We start from the raw sequence: 17,187 nt of genomic DNA on the forward strand, positions 1-17,187 counted from the left end.
CAAGATGGAGGGGTGAGCGATGTGTTGGACCGTTTCGGTCCCGCGACCGCGGACTGGTTCCGCAGCGCGTTCACCGCGCCCACGTCCGCCCAGCAGGGCGCCTGGGAGGCGATCTCGGCCGGCAAGCACGCCCTCGTCGTCGCGCCCACCGGTTCGGGCAAGACGCTATCGGCCTTCCTCTGGGCGATCGACCGTGTCTTCCGAGACAAAAAGGCGCAGCCGGATGCCGCGGCATCCGCTCCTCCCCGTCGCAAGCGCGGCGCGACCGCGCCCGTCGTCGAGAAGCCCCCCGCCACGCGCATCCTCTACATCTCGCCGCTGAAGGCCCTGGGGGTGGACGTCGAGCGCAACCTCCGGTCCCCTCTCGTCGGGATCGCGCAATCCGCACGCCGACTCGGTGTCGAGGTGCCGCACGTCACGGTCGGTGTCCGCTCCGGAGACACCACCTCCAGCGACCGCCGCAAGCTGGTCACCGATCCGCCCGACATCCTCATCACGACACCCGAGTCGTTGTACCTCATGCTGACGAGCCAGGCCGGCGAGACGCTACGCGGCGTCGACACGGTGATCGTCGACGAGGTGCACGCCGTCGCGGCCACCAAGCGGGGGGCCCACCTCGCGGTGAGCCTCGAGCGGCTCGATGCCCTCCGTCGCTCGTACGACTCCGATGCGGACCCCGCCCAGCGCATCGGGCTTTCGGCCACGGTGCGGCCGATCGACGAGGTCGCCCGATTCCTCGGCGGATCCGCACCGGTCGAGATCGTGGCCCCCCGCGCCACGAAGGCCTTCGACCTGACCGTCGTGGTGCCGGTCGACGACATGCTCAATCCGCCGCCGCCGCCCGGGTCCGAACCGCCCCCGCGGACAGCACCCGAGACGGATGCCGCACCCGATGAGGACTGGTTCGCCGGTGATGCGCGCGTGCGACCCGAGAACACCGAGATGAGCGGGTCGGTATGGCCGCACGTCGAGGAGGCGATCGTCGACCGCATCCTGCAGCATCGCTCGACCATCGTCTTCTCGAACTCGCGGCGCCTCGCCGAGCGGCTGACAGGGCGTCTCAACGAGATCTACAGCGAACGCCTCGGACTCGATCTGCCCGAGGCGTCGGTGCCCGCGGCGACGATGGCGCAGGCGGGCTCCACCGGCGGCGCCGAACCCGTGCTCGCGAAAGCGCACCACGGGTCGGTCTCGAAGGAGCAGCGCGCGCAGGTCGAGGAGGAGCTGAAGGCCGGCGTCCTGCGCTGCGTCGTCGCGACCAGCAGTCTCGAGCTCGGCATCGACATGGGCGCGGTCGATCTCGTCATCCAGGTCGAGGCACCGCCCTCCGCGGCATCGGGCCTGCAGCGCGTCGGCCGCGCCGGTCACCAGGTCGGCGAGGTCAGTCGCGCGGCGCTGTTCCCGAAGCACCGGGGCGACGTGCTGCACACCGCGATCGTCACCGAGCGGATGCTGGCGGGGCAGATCGAGGCGATCTCCATCCCGCAGAACCCGCTGGACATCCTCGCTCAGCAGACCGTCGCCGCGTCCGCCCTCGGCTCGATCGACGTCGAGGAGTGGTTCGAGACCGTCAAACGCAGCGCGCCGTTCCGCATGCTGCCGCGGTCGGCGTACGAGGCCACCCTCGATCTGCTCGCGGGTCGCTATCCGTCGGACGAGTTCGCCGAACTGCGCCCACGCCTGGTGTGGGATCGCGATAAGGGCACGCTGACGGGGCGGCCGGGCTCCCAGCGCATCGCCGTCACCAGCGGCGGCACGATCCCCGACCGCGGCCTGTTCGGCGTCTTCATCGCCGGCGAGTCCCAGAACGCCCGCGTCGGCGAGCTCGACGAAGAGATGGTCTACGAGTCGCGCGTGAACGACGTCTTCACTCTGGGCACCACCAGCTGGCGGATCGTCGAGATCACCCACGACCGCGTGAACGTCCTGCCCGCCTACGGTCAGCCGGGCAAGCTTCCGTTCTGGCACGGCGACGGCATCGGCCGCCCCGCCGAACTCGGCGAAGCGCTCGGGAAGTTCTCGCGCGACCTCCTGTCCGTCTCGCGCGAGAAGGCGCAGGACCGACTGTCCGAGGCCGGGCTGGATGACCGCGCCTCCGCGAACCTTCTCGCCTACCTCGACGAGCAGAAGGAGGCGACCGGCAGCCTGCCGACCGACAAGAGCCTGACGGTGGAGCTCGGCCGCGACGAAGTGGGCGACTGGCGCGTCATCCTGCATTCCCCGTACGGCATGAAGGTGCACGCCCCGTGGGCCTTGGCCGTGAATGCGCGGATCCGCGAGCGTCTCGGGGTCGAGGGCGCCGCCGTCGCGAGCGACGACGGCATCATCGCGCGTGTGCCGGACGCCACCGCCGAGCCACCGGGCGCCGAGCTGTTCGTCTTCGATCCCGACGAGCTCGAGCAGATCGTCACGAACGAGGTGGGCGGTTCCGCGCTGTTCGCCTCGCGGTTCCGCGAGTGCGCGGCCCGCGCTCTGCTCATGCCCCGCATGAACCCGAACAAGCGCAGTCCGCTCTGGCAGCAGCGCCAGCGGTCGGCGCAGCTGCTCGAGGTCGCCAAGCGCCACCCGACGTTCCCGATCATCCTCGAGACCCTTCGCGAGGTGCTGCAGGACGTCTATGACGTGCCTGCTCTCCTGCGGATCGCCCGCAGCATCGGCGACCGCCGCATCCGGCTCGTCGAGATCACCACCACCCAGCCGTCGCCGTTCGCGCGCGATCTGCTGTTCGGCTACGTCGGCGCGTTCATGTACGAGGGCGACTCGCCGCTCGCGGAGCGCCGCGCAGCCGCCCTTTCGGTCGATCCCGCGCTCCTGAGCGAACTGCTCGGCAAAGTCGAGATGCGCGAGCTGCTCGACCCCGACATCATCGCGCAGTTCGAGCGCGAGGCGCAGCGCCTCGATCCGGATCGGCGGGCGCGCGGCGTCGAGGGCGTGGCGGATCTGCTGCGCGTGCTCGGTCCGCTCGATGCCGCCGAGGTGGCGCTCCGGCTCGATCCCGTCGAGCAGGCATCCGACAGCACGGCCGATGCATCCGAGACGGACGAGGGCTCGGCGCCGCAGACCGCACAGACCGAATCGATGCGGGCTCTGCTCCGGGACGAGGCATCCGCCCACCTGACGGCCCTCGCCGACGCGCGCCGCGCGATCGCGGTGACGATCGCGGGCGTCCCCCGGATCGCAGCGATCGAAGACGCCGGGCGACTGCGGGACGCCCTCGGGGTGGCGCTGCCCGTCGGCATCCCGCTCGCCTTCCTCGAGCCGCACAGCGACCCGATGTCCGACCTCGTTGCGCGCTACGCGCGGACGCACGGTCCTTTCACCGCGGATGCCGTCGCCGAACGCTTCGGCGTGGGCGTCGCGGTCGCCCGGCAGACCCTGCAGCGGCTCGAGAGCCGAGGCCGCATCACGAGCGGCTACTTCCTCCCCGACACGTCCGACGCCGGCACGCGCGCCGGGGGCGCCCAGGACCAGGAGTGGTGCGACACCGAGGTGCTGCGCCGCCTGCGCATGCGGTCGCTCGCCGCCATCCGGGGCAGTGTCGAGCCCGTGCCGCCGGAGGCGTTCGCGCGCTTCCTGCCCACATGGCAGCACGTCACGCGGCCGCTCGAGGGCATCGACGGGGTCGCGGCCGTGATCGAACAGCTCGCCGGTGTGCCGATCCCGGCGAGCGCCTGGGAGTCGCTCATCCTGCCCGCGCGGGTCGCGGATTACCGTCCGACGATGCTCGACGAACTCACGGCGAGCGGCGAAGTGCTGTGGTCGGGTGGTGGTTCACTCCCCGGCCGCGACGGCTGGATCGCCCTGCATCCCGCCGACGCCGCCGCGCTCACGCTCGCCGCGCCCGAAGACGAGGTGGCCCCGGAGTCGCTCGAGGAGCGGGTGCTCACGGCGCTGGCCGGGGGCGGGGCCTACTTCGCGGCTCAGCTGAAGCAGCTCACCGAGGCCGAGAACGAGCAGTCCGTGATCGAAGCGCTGTGGAGCCTGACCTGGTCGGGGCGGATCACGAACGACACCTTCGCCCCCATCCGCACGCTGCTCGGCGGCGGGGCCCAGACGCACCGCGTGGCGAGGAAGACGCCGCGCTCCCGTCTCTACCGCGGCACGACGATTCCGCGTCAGGGCACACCGCCGCGCCCGCCGGCGCTCGGTGGACGGTGGTCGCTGCTGCCCGCACCCGAGTCCGACCCGACCCTGCGCGCGACGGCGTCGGCCAGTCTTCTGCTCGACCGGTACGGGGTCGTCACGCGCGGGTCCGTGCAGTCTGAGGGCCTCCCCGGCGGCTTCGCCCAGGCGTACCGCGTGCTGGCCGGCTTCGAGCAGGCCGGGCATTGTCGACGCGGCTACGTGATCGAGAAGCTCGGCGCCGCGCAGTTCGCGGCCTCCGCCACGGTCGACCGGCTCCGCGAGTTCGCCGGTCTGCCCGACCCGGCTCCGCTGCGCACCATCACGCTCGCCGCCACCGATCCCGCCAACCCCTACGGAGCCGCGCTCGCCTGGCCCGCGATCGAGGGTGTCGGCCACCGCCCGGGCCGCAAGGCCGGGGGGCTCGTGGTGATCGTCGACGGCGCGTTGACGATCTACCTCGAACGCGGCGGCAAGTCGGCGCTGGCCTTCACCGACGATGAGGCACGACTCGCCGCCGCGACGAAGAGCCTCGCCACGACGGCGCGCGCGCGTCACCTCGACACCCTGACGATCGAGCAGGTGAACGGCGAATTCGTCTACGGCACCGCCGTCGGACGGGCGCTCCGCGACGCCGGCTTCGCCGAGTCGCCACGCGGTCTCACCCTGCGCCGGGGGTCGACGACCACCGCGGCCGTGCCGGTCACCTCTCCGGCGGCGGAGTCCGGTCGTGCCTGAGGGCGATACCGTCTTCCGCGCCGCCCGAAAACTCTCCGACGCTCTGACCGGGGAGACGGTGACCCGGTTCGACATCCGGGTTCCGGGAAGCGCCACCGCGGATCTCCGCGGCGAGACGGTGCATGCCGTCCTCCCCCGCGGCAAGCACCTGCTCGAGCGCATCGGCGACTTCACCCTGCACTCGCATCTGCGGATGGAGGGTGTCTGGCACGTCTATCGACCCGGCGAGAGATGGCGACGACCCGCCTACGCCGCGCGCGCCATCGTCGGCACGGCGCAGCTCGACACCGTCGGCTTCGAGCTCGCCATGGTCGAGGTGCTGCCCACCGCCGACGAGGATCGGATCGTCGGACACCTCGGGCCCGACCCGCTGGCAGCCGACTGGGATCCGGCCGAGGCCGCGCGCCGGCTCGCCGCGGACGACCGGCCCGTGCACGTGGCGCTCCTCGATCAGCGCAACGTCGCCGGGTTCGGCAACGAGTACGCGAACGAGATCCTGTTCGTGCGCGGCACCCTGCCCTCGAAGCCCGCGAGCGAGACGGATACTGCGGGCATCGTCGACCTCGGCGCACGCATGATCACGGCGAACGTGGTGCGCAACGAGCGCACCTTCACGGGCGATGCCCGCGCCGGGCGCCGCACCTGGGTGTACCGGCGCGACGGACGCGCGTGCCGCCGATGCGGGGCCCTGATCCGAACGGGCGCCCTCGGTGCGGATCCGACCAAGGAGCGCAATGTGTTCTGGTGCCCGGTCTGCCAGACCTGAGGCTGTCCGAGCGGATGCTTCGCCTCCGGTAGCCGCGGCGGACCCCGACAATCCGTCCGACCCCGCCTCGACCCTGCGCGGAACGTCCGCGAGATCATCGGGCGCTTGCCTCCGTCGACGCCGACGTATTGACTGTGAGGACATTTCGCCCCCGACGCGTTCGACAGGAAGTGATAGCCGTGGGAACCACTGTGTTCGAACGGCAACAGCCGGCAGCATCCACCATCCGACAGAGTCTCATGGACACTCGGCACGGCGTGTTCTGGCTCGATGACCTCGCCGACGTTCCGACTCGCGAGCCCCTCACGGGTGCGCACACGGCCGACCTCGCGATCGTCGGCGGCGGCTACAGCGGACTGTGGACGGCCGTCCTCGCCAAGCGCCGCAATCCGGCTGCTCGGGTCGTGCTGCTCGAGGCCCGCACCGTCGGGTGGGCGGCATCCGGCCGCAACGGCGGGTTCTGCGAGGCGAGCATCACCCACGGACGGGAGAACGCCGTCTCGCGCTGGCCCGAGGAGGCAGCTGTCCTCGAGCGGCTGGGACTGCAGAACCTCGATGCGTTCGAATCCGACGTCGCCGAATGGGATATCCGAGCCGACTTCGAGCGCACCGGTGCCCTCGCCGTCGCGATCGAGCCGCACGAGCTCGCGTGGCTGCAGGAGCAGAAGGCCGAGGCCGTCGCGGAGGGCGACGACACCATCATCCTGCTCGACGAGGCGCAGACCCGCGCCGCCGTCGGCTCGCCCACGTACCTCGGAGCCACCTGGGACACCCGGGGATGCGCGATGCTGCACCCCGGCAAGATGGCGGCCGAGCTCGCGCGCGTCGCCGAAGACCTCGGCGTCGAGATCTTCGAGCACTCGCTGGTCAAGAACGTCGAGACGCCGGATGGCGCAGGGGCGGTCGTCCGTACGGCGGCCGGTTCGGTGACGGCTGCGCAGGTCGCTCTCGGCACGAACGTCTACCCGTCGCTGCTCGGTCGCAACAGACTCATGACCGTGCCGGTGTACGACTACGTGCTCATGACCGAACCGCTCAGCGACGATCAGCTCGCCTCGATCGGCTGGCAGGATCGCCAGGGCATCGCCGACATGGCGAATCAGTTCCACTACTACCGACTGACCGCCGACAATCGCATCCTCTGGGGCGGGTACGACGCCGTCTACCACTACGGCCGCAAGGTGCGCGCGCAGTACGAGGAGCGTCCGTCGACGTACGAACTGCTCGCCTCCCACTTCTTCACGACGTTCCCACAGCTCGCGGGGCTGCGCTTCTCGCACCGCTGGGCGGGGGCGATCGACACCTCGACGCAATTCTGCGCGTTCTACGGGCTGGCTCGAGGCGGACGCGTCGCGTACTCCGCCGGATACACCGGCCTCGGCGTGGGTGCGACGCGCTTCGGCGCCGAGGTCATGCTCGACCTGCTCGAAGGACGCGAGACCGAGCGGACGGCCCTTGAGATGGTGCGCAGGCGCCCGCTGCCGTTCCCCCCGGAACCCGCCGCGGCGATCGGCATCAACGCCACGCGCTGGTCGTTGAACCGCGCCGACCACAACGCGGGCAAGCGCAACGTGCTGCTGCGCACCCTGGATGCCCTCGGGCTCGGGTTCGACTCATGAGCGAGCGGCTCGTCCCGGGCGAGGTGACGGATGCCGCGCAGCTGACCGTGCCGTTCGAGACGGTCGCCCCCGCTCAGGTGGTGGCCGGTACACCCGGCACCCGGTATGCGCCGCTGGACGAGGCATCCGGCGTCTCGATCGGAGTGTGGGAGATGTCTGCGGGGGCGATGAGCGATGTCGAGGCCGACGAGGTCTTCGTCGTCCTGGCGGGCGACGCCACGGTGGAGTTCATCGAGCCCGCACTGCCGCCGATCGAGCTGCGCCCCGGGTCGATCGTGCGACTGGAGCAGGGCATGCGCACCGTCTGGACCGTGCGCGACACCCTCCGCAAGGTCTTCGTCGCCGGCTGATCCGGGCTCAGCGGCCCGACCCCCGCCGCACCAGCAGCGCGAGGTGCAGCCCGGTCTGGGTTTCGCCGTCGTCGAGGTCGAGGCCGAGCAACTGCTCGATGAGCGCGATGCGCTGATAGAACACCGACCGGGACAGATGCGAGGCGGATGCCGCGGCCGTGCGATTGCCCGGATGCTGCAGCATGGCCTCGAGCACGTCCAGCAGGTCACCCCCGCGCTCGAGGTCATGGACGATGAGCGGCGCCAGCATCCGCTCGCCGTGCTCGAGCAGCCGGTGGTCGTCCCGCAGTTCGGTGATGAGCTGCTCCAGCGGGCGATCCGCCATCCGCCGCAGCTGCGCCCCGGCGCCGACCCTTCGCCGCCGCCCCCGCGCCAGTGCCACGGCCTCCTGCAGCGATGCGAGAGCGCCCTCCAGGCCGTCTGCAGCGGAGCCGACCGACACGACCACCCGCTCGGCCGCGCCGTCGACGGCGGTGCGCGCGAACGCGAGCGCGGCCGCGTCGTCGAAGGGGACCTCCGGGGGCACGGAGAGCAGTACGGCCGCCGCGGCCGTGCCGACGCCGACGCCGACGGGGGCCGACCCGGACAGGGCGCGTCCCCGGAGGGCACGCGCAGCGCGGTCCACAGATTCGGCGGTTGCGGGGGCTCCGGCGATCACGACGCCGTACAGCCTCGCGCCGACGATCGGCAGGCCCGCAGCCTCGATGCGCGCGGCCGCCCCGGCGACGCCCGCGAAACGTCCGGCGAGAAGTCCGTCGACGAGCCGGCGTCGACCGATGCGGCTCCACTCGTCGCTGTCCCCGTCGGCGAGGCGGCCGAGGGCCAGTGCGATCGCGCCCTGTTCCAGCACGGCTGCGCGGCCCGCGGGGTGCGCCGGGCCGGGCAGGGCGATCAGATGACCCCATCGGATGCCACGCGCCTCGACGGGCACGACGAGCCATTCGTCGAGCGCATGCCCGTGGCCGACAGCCGACGGGTGGCGAGAACCGCGGTGCACGGCGCGCGACTGCACCTCCCACGTCGAGAACAGCTCCTCCTCCTGAGCGAGCGGCACCTCGCCCGCCACCACCTCGTGGGCGAGGTTCTCGAGCACGACAGGCGCGCCCAGCGTATGGGCGAGCTGGTGCACGACGAAGTCGGCGGGCGCGCCGCGGAGGGCAAGGGCGGTGAAGCGCTCGCGCACCTCGTCGCGGGCTTCCAGCGCATGGATCTGGTGCTGGATGATGCGGCGGTGCACCGCTTCGGTCACCGTGACGAACCGCACCTCGCGGTGAAGGACCACCAGCGCCAGCGCGTGCCCGCGGGCCGCATCGACGAGCGCGTCGGGCACGGACCGGTAGTGCACGCCCAGTTCGAGCACGAGGCCCGAGAGACCGGCCGCGGCCAAGCCGGCCACGAACGTCTGCAGCTCGTCCGGCTGATCGGGCCACGCCGATCCGGTCGACAGCAGCAGTTCTCCCCCCACGAGCAGTCGGGCGACGCCGGGGCTGTCGCTGACGTGCACCCACCGCACCGACGCATCGAGGAGTGCACCGCCGACGAGCACCTCGGGAACGCCGTCGACGACCGCGCCCAGTGCGAGGACATCGTGCACCGTGGGAAGTGAGGACTGCGGGTCGTCGGCGACCGGACGGATCGTCCGGATCACCGCGTGTTCGCGACGTTCAGCCATCAGGACTCTTCCTCGTGCTCTGCGATGCTGGGATGGATCGAGCCTAAGCGATGGCCGGTCGATCTGTCCGACAGCCCCGAGGGGAACACCCATGAGTCTTATCCTCCACCGCGTCGACGGCGCGGACACCGGAACCGCCGAGCGCACCGGCCCGGTGTACGACCCCGCCACGGGCGTCGTGCAGCATCGAGTCGCCTTCGCCACCGCAGCCGTCGTCGAGGAGGCCGTCGCGGCGGCCGGAAAAGCTCTGCCCGGCTGGCGTTCCACCGGGTTGATCAAACGCGCCGACGTGTTCTTCCGTCTGCGTCAGCTCCTCGTGGAGCGGCAGGACGAGCTCGCTGCGATCATCACGAGCGAGCACGGCAAGGTGCTCTCGGACGCGAAGGGCGAGATCAGCCGGGGCATCGAGAACGTCGAGTTCGCCGCGGGCCTCGTCCACCTGCTGAAGGGCGAACACAGCGAGCAGGTGTCACGGGGCGTGGACGTGCATTCGACGAAGCAGCCCGTCGGTGTCGTCGCGTGCATCACCCCGTTCAACTTCCCGGTGATGGTGCCGCTCTGGATGACGGCGTCCGCCATCGCGTGCGGCAACACGGTGGTCCTCAAGCCCAGCGAGAAGGACCCCAGCGCCTCATTGTTCCTGGCCGACCTGTTCGCCGAGGCCGGCCTTCCCGCCGGCGTCCTCAACGTCGTGCACGGGGACCGGGTCGCCGTCGAGGCGCTCCTGGACTCGCCCGACGTCCGCGCCGTCAGCTTCGTCGGCTCGACTCCGATCGCGCGCACGATCTACGAACGTGCCAGCGCGGCCGGAAAACGCGTGCAGGCCCTCGGCGGCGCCAAGAACCACATGGTTGTCATGCCCGACGCCGATCTCGATTCCGCGGCCGACGCCGCTGTCTCGGCCGCCTATGGTTCGGCCGGGGAGCGCTGCATGGCGGTGTCGGTGCTGGTGGCCGTGGGCGATGCCGTCGCCGATGAACTCATCGCGAAGGTGAGCGAGCGGATCGCATCGCTCGCGATCGGCCCGGGCACCGACGCCGCCAGCGAGATAGGACCGCTCATCACCCGCGAGCATCGCGACAAGGTGGCAGCTTACGTCGCGGGTGCCGCCGCCGAGGGCGCCCGCGTCGTGGTGGACGGGACGGTCCAGATGTTCGACGGGGACGGCTTCTTCATCGGTGTGAGCCTGATCGACGACGTCGCGCCGGGGATGAAGGTCTACGACGAGGAGATCTTCGGGCCCGTGCTCGCGGTCGTGCGGGCGGCAACCTATGCCGACGCGGTCGACCTGATCAATGCCAACCCCTACGCCAACGGCGTCGCCCTCTTCACCCGCGACGGCGGGACGGCACGAGAGTTCGAGTTCGACATCGAGGTGGGCATGGTCGGCATCAACGTCCCGATCCCGGTCCCCGTCGGCGCCTATTCGTTCGGCGGATGGCGCAGTTCGCTCTTCGGCGACTCGCACATCTACGGCCCGGAGTCCATCCACTTCTACACGCGCTCCAAGGTCGTGACGACGCGCTGGCCGGGTCACACCCCCTCGCAGGTCGACCTCGGATTCCCGAGCAACCACTGACAACGCCGCAACCACCCGAATCCGAACGGAGAACCCATGAGCGACACCCTGCTCTCGCCGGCGATCGTCGATCCCGGCGAGGACGCCCGTGTCCGCGCCGACGATCGCGCCCACGTCTTCCACTCCTGGAGTGCGCAGGCACTGATCGATCCGCTGCCGGTCGCGGGAGGTGCCGGCGCCACCTTCTGGGACTACCAGGGCAACTCCTACCTCGACTTCAGCTCGCAGCTGGTGAACCTGAACCTCGGGCACCAGCATCCGGATCTGGTGGCGGCCATCCAGGCGCAGGCGGGCCGGCTCGCGACGATCCAGCCGTCGATGGCGAACGGCGTCCGCTCAGATCTCGCACGCCGCATCGCCGAAGTGGCACCCGACGGCATGTCGAAGGTGTTCTTCACGAACGGCGGCGCCGACGCCAATGAGAACGCGGTGCGCATGGCACGCGCGGTCACCGGTCGGCGCAAGGTGCTCGCGGCATATCGCAGCTACCACGGCAACACGACCACGGCGATCTCGCTCACGGGCGACCCGCGGCGCTGGCCGAACGAGCCCGGCGACGGGTCGGTGGCCCGCTTCTTCGGCCCCTACGCCTACCGCTCCGCGTTCCATTCCACGACCCCCGAACAGGAGGCGCAGCGCGCCCTGGAGCACCTCGAGCAGACCATCGTCCTCGAGGGTGCCTCGACGATCGCGGCCGTCATCCTCGAGACGATCGTCGGGACGAACGGCGTGCTCGTGCCTCCTCCGGGTTACCTCGAGGGAGTCCGAGAGCTCTGCGACCGGTACGGCATCGTGTGGATCGCCGACGAGGTGATGGTCGGTTTCGGTCGCGTCGGCGAGTGGTTCGCCTTCCAGGCGTGGAATGCATCGCCCGACCTCATCACCTTCGCGAAGGGCGTGAACTCGGGGTACGTCCCTCTCGGCGGCGTCGTCATATCGGACCGGATCGCCGCTCACTTCGACACCGTCGCGTTCCCCGGCGGCCTGACCTACTCCGGTCACCCGCTCGCCTGCGCGGCCGGCGTGGCGACCTTCCAGGTCTTCGCGCGTGACGGCATCCTCGAGCGTGTCCGCGACCTGGGCGCGCGCGTGGTCGAGCCGCGCCTGCGGGCGATGGCCGAGCGGCACCCCTCGGTCGGGGACGTCCGCGGCCGCGGGCTGTTCTGGGCGATCGAACTCGTCCGCGACCGCGGAACGCGCGAACCCCTCGTGCCCTTCAACGCCGCCGGAGCGGATGCTGCGCCCATGGCCGCGGTCGCCGCGGCGTGCAAGCGAGAGGGCGTCTGGCCGTTCGTCCACTTCAATCGCGTGCACGTCGCACCTCCGCTGGTGATCGGCGAGGAGGACCTGCTCCGCGGTCTGGACGTCATCGACAGGGCACTGGAGGAAGCGGACTCGTCCCTCATCTGACACGCCGGCCGGTCCGACCCGGCGGCTCATCCGACCCCGCGGGCGGCGCTCTTTCCGCGGACGGGCGGCTTCTCTCCATCTGAAGGCAGTGAGGCAGCCCGCGTCAAGCCCCCTGCATCACGATTTTCAGGCGCGTACCGTCGAGTTGTGGGCAATCCAATGGTGTATCGGCCACGAATGCACTGTGCAGGAATGATCTGGCACCGTCGAAGGTTATTTCTTTACTCGGCACCGTTGGTGCCGTTGGAGGGGATCGTGGGCAAGAACTACATCGACATCGAGAACGACCGTGGCGAGACGTTGCGGTACCGCAAGCACGTCAACGGGCGCGGGTTGATCGCGCACGGGGCGAAAGTGCACCCGAGCGCCATCGTCGAGAGCGGCGCCTACATCGAGCCGGGTGTACAGATCGCCGCCGGCGTCCACGTCGGACGCGGCGTGTGGGTCGAGTCCGATGCGCACATCGGCGCTGATGCAGACATCGCTCCGCACGCGCACATCGGCTCGGGAGCGGCCATCGGCGCGGGGGCAAAGATCGGCGTCCGCACGCAGATCGGCACGGGGGCGCGCGTCGCCACCGGTTCGCTGATCGGCGACGACGAGACCGTCGGCGACGGCGAACTCGTCGCGACCGATCGTCGGGGCCTGCGGCTCGCGGCGTAAGCGCCGCGGCCGCACCACCCCTCGTCAGGCGAAGACGAACAGCACGAAGCCGATCAACGGCAGCGTGCCCTGGACGAGCGCCGGACGCAGGTATCTCGCCCCCGACGTCAGCAGCACCAGGGATGCAGCGAGCATCGAGCCCAGGCTGAACAGGACGAGCGTGCGTCCGGCCACATCGGCGACGGTGTCGGGGCCACCGGCGAAGAACAGCACTATTCCGAGGATCGCGCCGATGGCCAGGAAGAGGTTGTAGAAGCCCTGGTTGTACGCCATCGGCTTCGTGGTGTCGGCCGCCTGCTGATCGGCGACACCGAATCTCTTCCACACCCGCGGCTGCGTCCACTGCACGCTCTCCATCACGAAGATGTAGACGTGCAGCAGCGCGGCGAGGGCCGCGAAGAGGGTCGCGAGTATCGTCACCATGCTCGAACATCCATGCTCGAACCATATCGTCCCGACTACGCTGGCGACGTGGCACAGAGCGGCAGTTCACGGGGGCGAGGGCGGGATTCCGCAGGTCGGCGTCCCGCGAAGGCGTCGGGTCCCACCGGCCGCCCCCGCAAGGGCGGTGCGGCCCAGCCCGGGGCGAAGCCGGCGCGATCCGCGTCGGCGTCGATCACCGGGCCGGACGTGAAGCCGGCGGCTGCGGCATCCGGACCCTTCGTCCTCGGCGTCATCCCCGGCGCGACGCCCGGGAAGTGGATCGGCACCTGGCGCGAACGTCTGCCCGCCGTGCCGCTCGAACTGGTGCAGCTCTCGGTCCGCGACCAGCGCGCGTCGCTCATCGAGGGGACCGTTGCCGCCGCGCTCGTCCGACTCCCGATCGACACCTCCGGCCTGCACGTGATCGCGCTCTACGACGAGGTTCCCGTCGTGATGATGTCGGCCGATTCGCACCTCACCGCGGCCGACGAACTGACGCTGGCCGACCTGCACGGCGAGATCGTGATCGTGCCGGGCGACGACATCTACGCGCTGACGGTGTCCGGCGCGGTTTCGCCGTCGTTCGACGCACCGACCGAGACCGCCGACGCCGTCGCCACGGTCGCTGCCGGGGTGGGGGTGGTGATCGTTCCGATGTCGCTCGCGCGCGCGCACCAGCGCAAGGACGTCGCACACCGCCCCCTGCGCGACGGACCCGTCTCGACCGTCGCCCTCGCCTGGCATCAGGACCGCGCGACGCCCCTCGTCGATGCGTTCGTGGGGATCGTCCGCGGACGCACCGCCCAGTCCTCGCGGGAGTGAGGCGGCAGTGCACCCCGACAGCCCCGACCCTGCCACCGACGACGAGCGATGGCTGATCGTCGGCGGACGCCGTTGGCGACGCACCGACCCGTCGCTTCCGGAGCCCGTCGTCGCCGCCCTGAAATCCCACCTCGGTCGAGGACGATCCGGCGTGGGTGCGGCGAAGCGGCAGGGCGACGATGACGCCGTCGCCGCCTCCCGCCGCCGCGTCGGTCTGGCCAAGCACGGTCTCGGCGAGCGAGGTCCGTACTGGTGGGATGAGCCGGAGCCGGCGCGACTCGAACGCGCACGGGAGGCGCTGCGCGAACTCGACGGACTCGAACGCACTGCGGGAGCCTGACAGAGGGGATGTCGCCGACCTGGGTCTCTGCGACATCCCCCCTCGGAACGGCGTTCGGTGATCACGCTCTCGCGCCCCAGGATCACCGTCGCCCCCAGCGGCTGACACCCCCAGACATCATTCGCACGATCCGTCGTTCCGCATATCCAGAGCGGACGACACCCGCCCTGATACACCGCGCCCCGAAAAACTCAGAAGCCCGCCCCGTGGGTCTGGAACGGCGCCACGATGCCGGTGCGGGCGGATGCCGCGGCCAGCGCTTCTGCAGGCGGCAACCCTTCGGCGAGACCGGCGTGCATCGCCCCGAGCAGCTCGCATGCGACGTCATCGGCGACGATCACGGGGGTCGCGACCACGGCGCGGGTGCCGGCGTGCAGCCAGGTGCGCGTCATCCCGATCGCCTCCTCCCCCCAGCGCACGGCCGAACGCCCGACCTCGCACGCCGACAGCACCACGGTGCTCGGTACGCGCGGCATGCGGTCGATGTCGTACCCGAACAGCGTTCCGTCGGCCAGCGACAGGCCCGAGAAGAGCGGGTTGTCCAGAGCGTGTCGACCGTGGGCGGCGACGTGCAGCAGATCGACACCCGCGGCGAGCTCGGTGACCGCGTCGACCGTGGCGTCCTCGCCGTGCAGCAGGGATGAGGACGGCCACGCGGATGCCGCGGCCCGCACCTCCTCGAGACCGCGCGCGACGCGCGGGCCCACCGCGAACCCGATCGACCCGTGCTCTACCGCGGGCGACCGGTGCAGCCGCGCCCACCGGGTGGCCGACACCGCCAGGGTGAAGACCCGCCCCTGCAGCGCCGGCAGCACCCCCCAGGGGATGCTGTTGAGCACGCCCGGGACGGTGATGACGATGCGCCGTGCCGACGTGAGTCCGAGAGGTCCGTCCAGCAGCGCCGCCGACAGCGACTCCAGGCGTTCCCGCAGCGAGCGGGCGATGACCTCCGCCATCGGGCCGGTGCGGATGCTCGCCGCCATATCGAGGTCGGCTCGGAGGCCGGGCAGAGCGCGCTGCACGTCGCCCCACCGGTCGACGTCGACGAGCGAGGCGCGCTCCGACGTCACGACGAGCGCATGCATGCCCACGCCGGAGTAGACGAATGCCAGCAGGGCGGTGTCGGAGTCCAGGGCCGACCGCAGCTCCGGCAGGTCGATCCGCTTCTGGAACTCCACCGACCCCGTGGCCGACCACTGTCGCTCGCGTGCGCGGTCGTACAGGGTGGCCGCCCGCGGATCGGAGAGCCACGCGCCGCTCGGATCATCGGCGCGCAGCATCCGCAGCTCTGCGAGTTCCGCGGCGAATTCGGGATCGGGGGGAGGGCGCAGGGGGACGACCTGCTGGCTCAGGTGGCGCGCACGCTCAGACCATTCGAAGACGACCTCGGGGCGGCGGGAGCGGACAGCCGCGTCCAGTCCCGTCCAGATCAGGCTGGCGCCGTGCATGCTGATGGAGGTCTGCAGGTCGAGGCTGCCGTACGTGCGCTGCCACTCGGCGAGCACGTCGAGGCCGCGCGCGGCGTGGCGACGCGACTCGCCGTCCCGCCCGATCGTCGCCGCACGGGCTGCGCGCACCTCATGCGCCATCAGCCGCACGTCCATCGAAGCATCCGCGGGGATGCGGATCGCTCTGCTCGAACCGTCCATCGCCGCCGCGTGGCGGGCCCGCCAGAGCTCGTGCGCCATGCGCAGCGCCGCCGCCTCACCGCGGAAGCCGCGGTGATCCAGGATCGCGGCGGTGTCGTCGATGTCGTCGCGTCGGAGCTTGCGACGCGGTTCGGGTACGCGTTCGCCTCCCCGGTCGAGGGAGCCGCCCGCGAGCAGCGCGCGCAATCTGACGGCGCGGGCGCGCGCGGCCCAGGTGTCGTTGCCCAGCGCGCGGAAGCGCCGCTCGGCTGCGCCCGCCGGACGCACGGCACGCTGGGCGTCATGGGTCAGGAGGGATCGCGCGAGATTGAACTCCGCCTCGGCGCGGGATTGCGGCATCCGGAGTGTCCCGAAAAGGCTCGCCGTGCGCTCGAGGATGCGCTCGGCCTCCGTCGACAGGCCCGCGTCGCGGAGCACTTCCGCGCGGTCGACGTCGCCGATCGCGGCGCCGACAGGCGTGGCGGCGGTCACCGGGCGCGCGGCCTGCATGTCCTGCAGGGCGGCGACGATGTCTCCCGCGAGGAGGGCGAAGTACCCGAGGTTGTGACGGGCGTGGGCGGCCTCGACCGGGTGTCCCGCCGCGTCGAACGTCTCGATCGCCACCTCGAGGTCGGCCGCCGCGTCGTCGAGGCGACCGCGCTGCGAGCTGGCGAGGCTCCTGTTGATCCGCACCCGGGCGGCCGAGACGGGGTCGTCGCTGAGCCTGCTGATCGCGCGGGAGAGCCATTTGTGAGCCTCCTCCAGGCGGCCGCCGTACATCGCGAGCGCTCCGAGCTGGCCGTTGAGGATGGCGATCGTGTGATCGCTGAGTCCCGGCCCGGCGAGCGCTTCTCGACAGAGCCTCTCGGCCTCGTCCGGTGCGCCGGTGCGCTGCAGGACGAAGGCCCGCGTGCCGACGATGCGCGCGCGCAGGTCGGCGTCCGCCGTGCGCTCAGCGGCGTCCAGCGCGCGCTGCGCCGGGGCGTATCTGCCGTTGTTGCTCAGTTCGACGGCACGCCGATGGAAGTCTTCCGCGGTCCGGGCCACGCCCTCAT

General features: G+C 71.1%; 12 protein-coding genes. 9 read left to right on the plus strand and 3 right to left on the minus strand.

Going from position 1 to position 17,187, the window contains the following annotated elements; translation table 11 throughout:
• The first annotated feature begins 12 nt into the window (after window positions 1-12).
• The 4 genes from ACFM35_RS10235 (at window position 13) to ACFM35_RS10250 (ending at window position 7,595) form a co-directional block, all read left to right on the plus strand.
• Window positions 13-4,860 carry an Lhr family ATP-dependent helicase gene (locus ACFM35_RS10235; RefSeq protein WP_378841625.1) on the plus strand — a complete coding sequence of 1,616 codons (4,848 nt, stop codon included), beginning with the start codon at window positions 13-15 and terminating at the stop codon, window positions 4,858-4,860.
• On the plus strand, window positions 4,853-5,626 hold the full coding sequence (locus ACFM35_RS10240) for a DNA-formamidopyrimidine glycosylase family protein (RefSeq protein ID WP_378841627.1): 774 nt from the start codon (window positions 4,853-4,855) through the stop codon (window positions 5,624-5,626). Before ACFM35_RS10235 ends, ACFM35_RS10240 begins: the two co-directional genes overlap by 8 nt.
• A gap of 179 nt (window positions 5,627-5,805) precedes the next feature.
• The gene (locus ACFM35_RS10245) at window positions 5,806-7,245 is read left to right on the plus strand and encodes an NAD(P)/FAD-dependent oxidoreductase (protein ID WP_378841629.1); all 1,440 of its coding nucleotides are present in this window, start codon (window positions 5,806-5,808) and stop codon (window positions 7,243-7,245) included.
• Complete coding sequence (locus ACFM35_RS10250) at window positions 7,242-7,595, plus strand: cupin domain-containing protein (RefSeq protein WP_378841631.1); 354 nt, start codon at window positions 7,242-7,244, stop codon at window positions 7,593-7,595. The genes ACFM35_RS10245 and ACFM35_RS10250 overlap by 4 nt, the downstream gene beginning before the upstream one ends.
• A gap of 7 nt (window positions 7,596-7,602) precedes the next feature.
• On the opposite strand, the gene ACFM35_RS10255 is transcribed toward ACFM35_RS10250, so the two are convergent.
• Window positions 7,603-9,267 carry a PucR family transcriptional regulator gene (locus tag ACFM35_RS10255; RefSeq protein WP_378841633.1) on the minus strand — a complete coding sequence of 555 codons (1,665 nt, stop codon included), beginning with the start codon at window positions 9,265-9,267 and terminating at the stop codon, window positions 7,603-7,605.
• Between the two features lie 91 nt (window positions 9,268-9,358).
• On the opposite strand from ACFM35_RS10255, the gene ACFM35_RS10260 reads away from it, so the two are divergent.
• From ACFM35_RS10260 to ACFM35_RS10270, 3 genes are all read left to right on the plus strand, one after another.
• Window positions 9,359-10,846 carry a CoA-acylating methylmalonate-semialdehyde dehydrogenase gene (locus ACFM35_RS10260; protein ID WP_378841635.1) on the plus strand — a complete coding sequence of 496 codons (1,488 nt, stop codon included), beginning with the start codon at window positions 9,359-9,361 and terminating at the stop codon, window positions 10,844-10,846.
• Window positions 10,847-10,882: 36 nt separating this feature from the next.
• Window positions 10,883-12,256 (plus strand): aspartate aminotransferase family protein, encoded by a 1,374-nt coding sequence (locus tag ACFM35_RS10265; protein WP_378841637.1) that lies wholly within the window; start codon window positions 10,883-10,885, stop codon window positions 12,254-12,256.
• A 255-nt stretch (window positions 12,257-12,511) separates the two neighbouring features.
• The gene (locus ACFM35_RS10270; protein WP_378841730.1) at window positions 12,512-12,919 is read left to right on the plus strand and encodes a transferase; all 408 of its coding nucleotides are present in this window, start codon (window positions 12,512-12,514) and stop codon (window positions 12,917-12,919) included.
• Window positions 12,920-12,943: 24 nt separating this feature from the next.
• Here the strand turns inward: ACFM35_RS10270 and ACFM35_RS10275 are convergent, their stop codons facing one another.
• Window positions 12,944-13,342 carry a DUF1304 domain-containing protein gene (locus ACFM35_RS10275; protein ID WP_378841639.1) on the minus strand — a complete coding sequence of 133 codons (399 nt, stop codon included), beginning with the start codon at window positions 13,340-13,342 and terminating at the stop codon, window positions 12,944-12,946.
• 48 nt (window positions 13,343-13,390) lie between these two features.
• Here ACFM35_RS10275 and ACFM35_RS10280 point away from each other — a divergent pair, with 48 nt between their 5' ends.
• Window positions 13,391-14,164: a LysR substrate-binding domain-containing protein gene (locus ACFM35_RS10280; RefSeq protein ID WP_378841641.1), complete on the plus strand. Its 774-nt coding sequence runs from the start codon at window positions 13,391-13,393 to the stop codon at window positions 14,162-14,164.
• Between the two features lie 7 nt (window positions 14,165-14,171).
• Window positions 14,172-14,504, plus strand: coding sequence for a biopolymer transporter Tol (locus tag ACFM35_RS10285; protein WP_378841643.1), 333 nt, complete (start codon window positions 14,172-14,174; stop codon window positions 14,502-14,504).
• 191 nt (window positions 14,505-14,695) lie between these two features.
• Here the strand turns inward: ACFM35_RS10285 and ACFM35_RS10290 are convergent, their stop codons facing one another.
• The gene (locus tag ACFM35_RS10290; RefSeq protein WP_378841645.1) at window positions 14,696-17,179 is read right to left on the minus strand and encodes a CHAT domain-containing protein; all 2,484 of its coding nucleotides are present in this window, start codon (window positions 17,177-17,179) and stop codon (window positions 14,696-14,698) included.
• Window positions 17,180-17,187: the final 8 nt, after the last annotated feature.

It is taken from the genome of Microbacterium songi (genome assembly GCF_042747925.1).
In the GTDB taxonomy this organism is placed as follows: domain Bacteria; phylum Actinomycetota; class Actinomycetes; order Actinomycetales; family Microbacteriaceae; genus Microbacterium.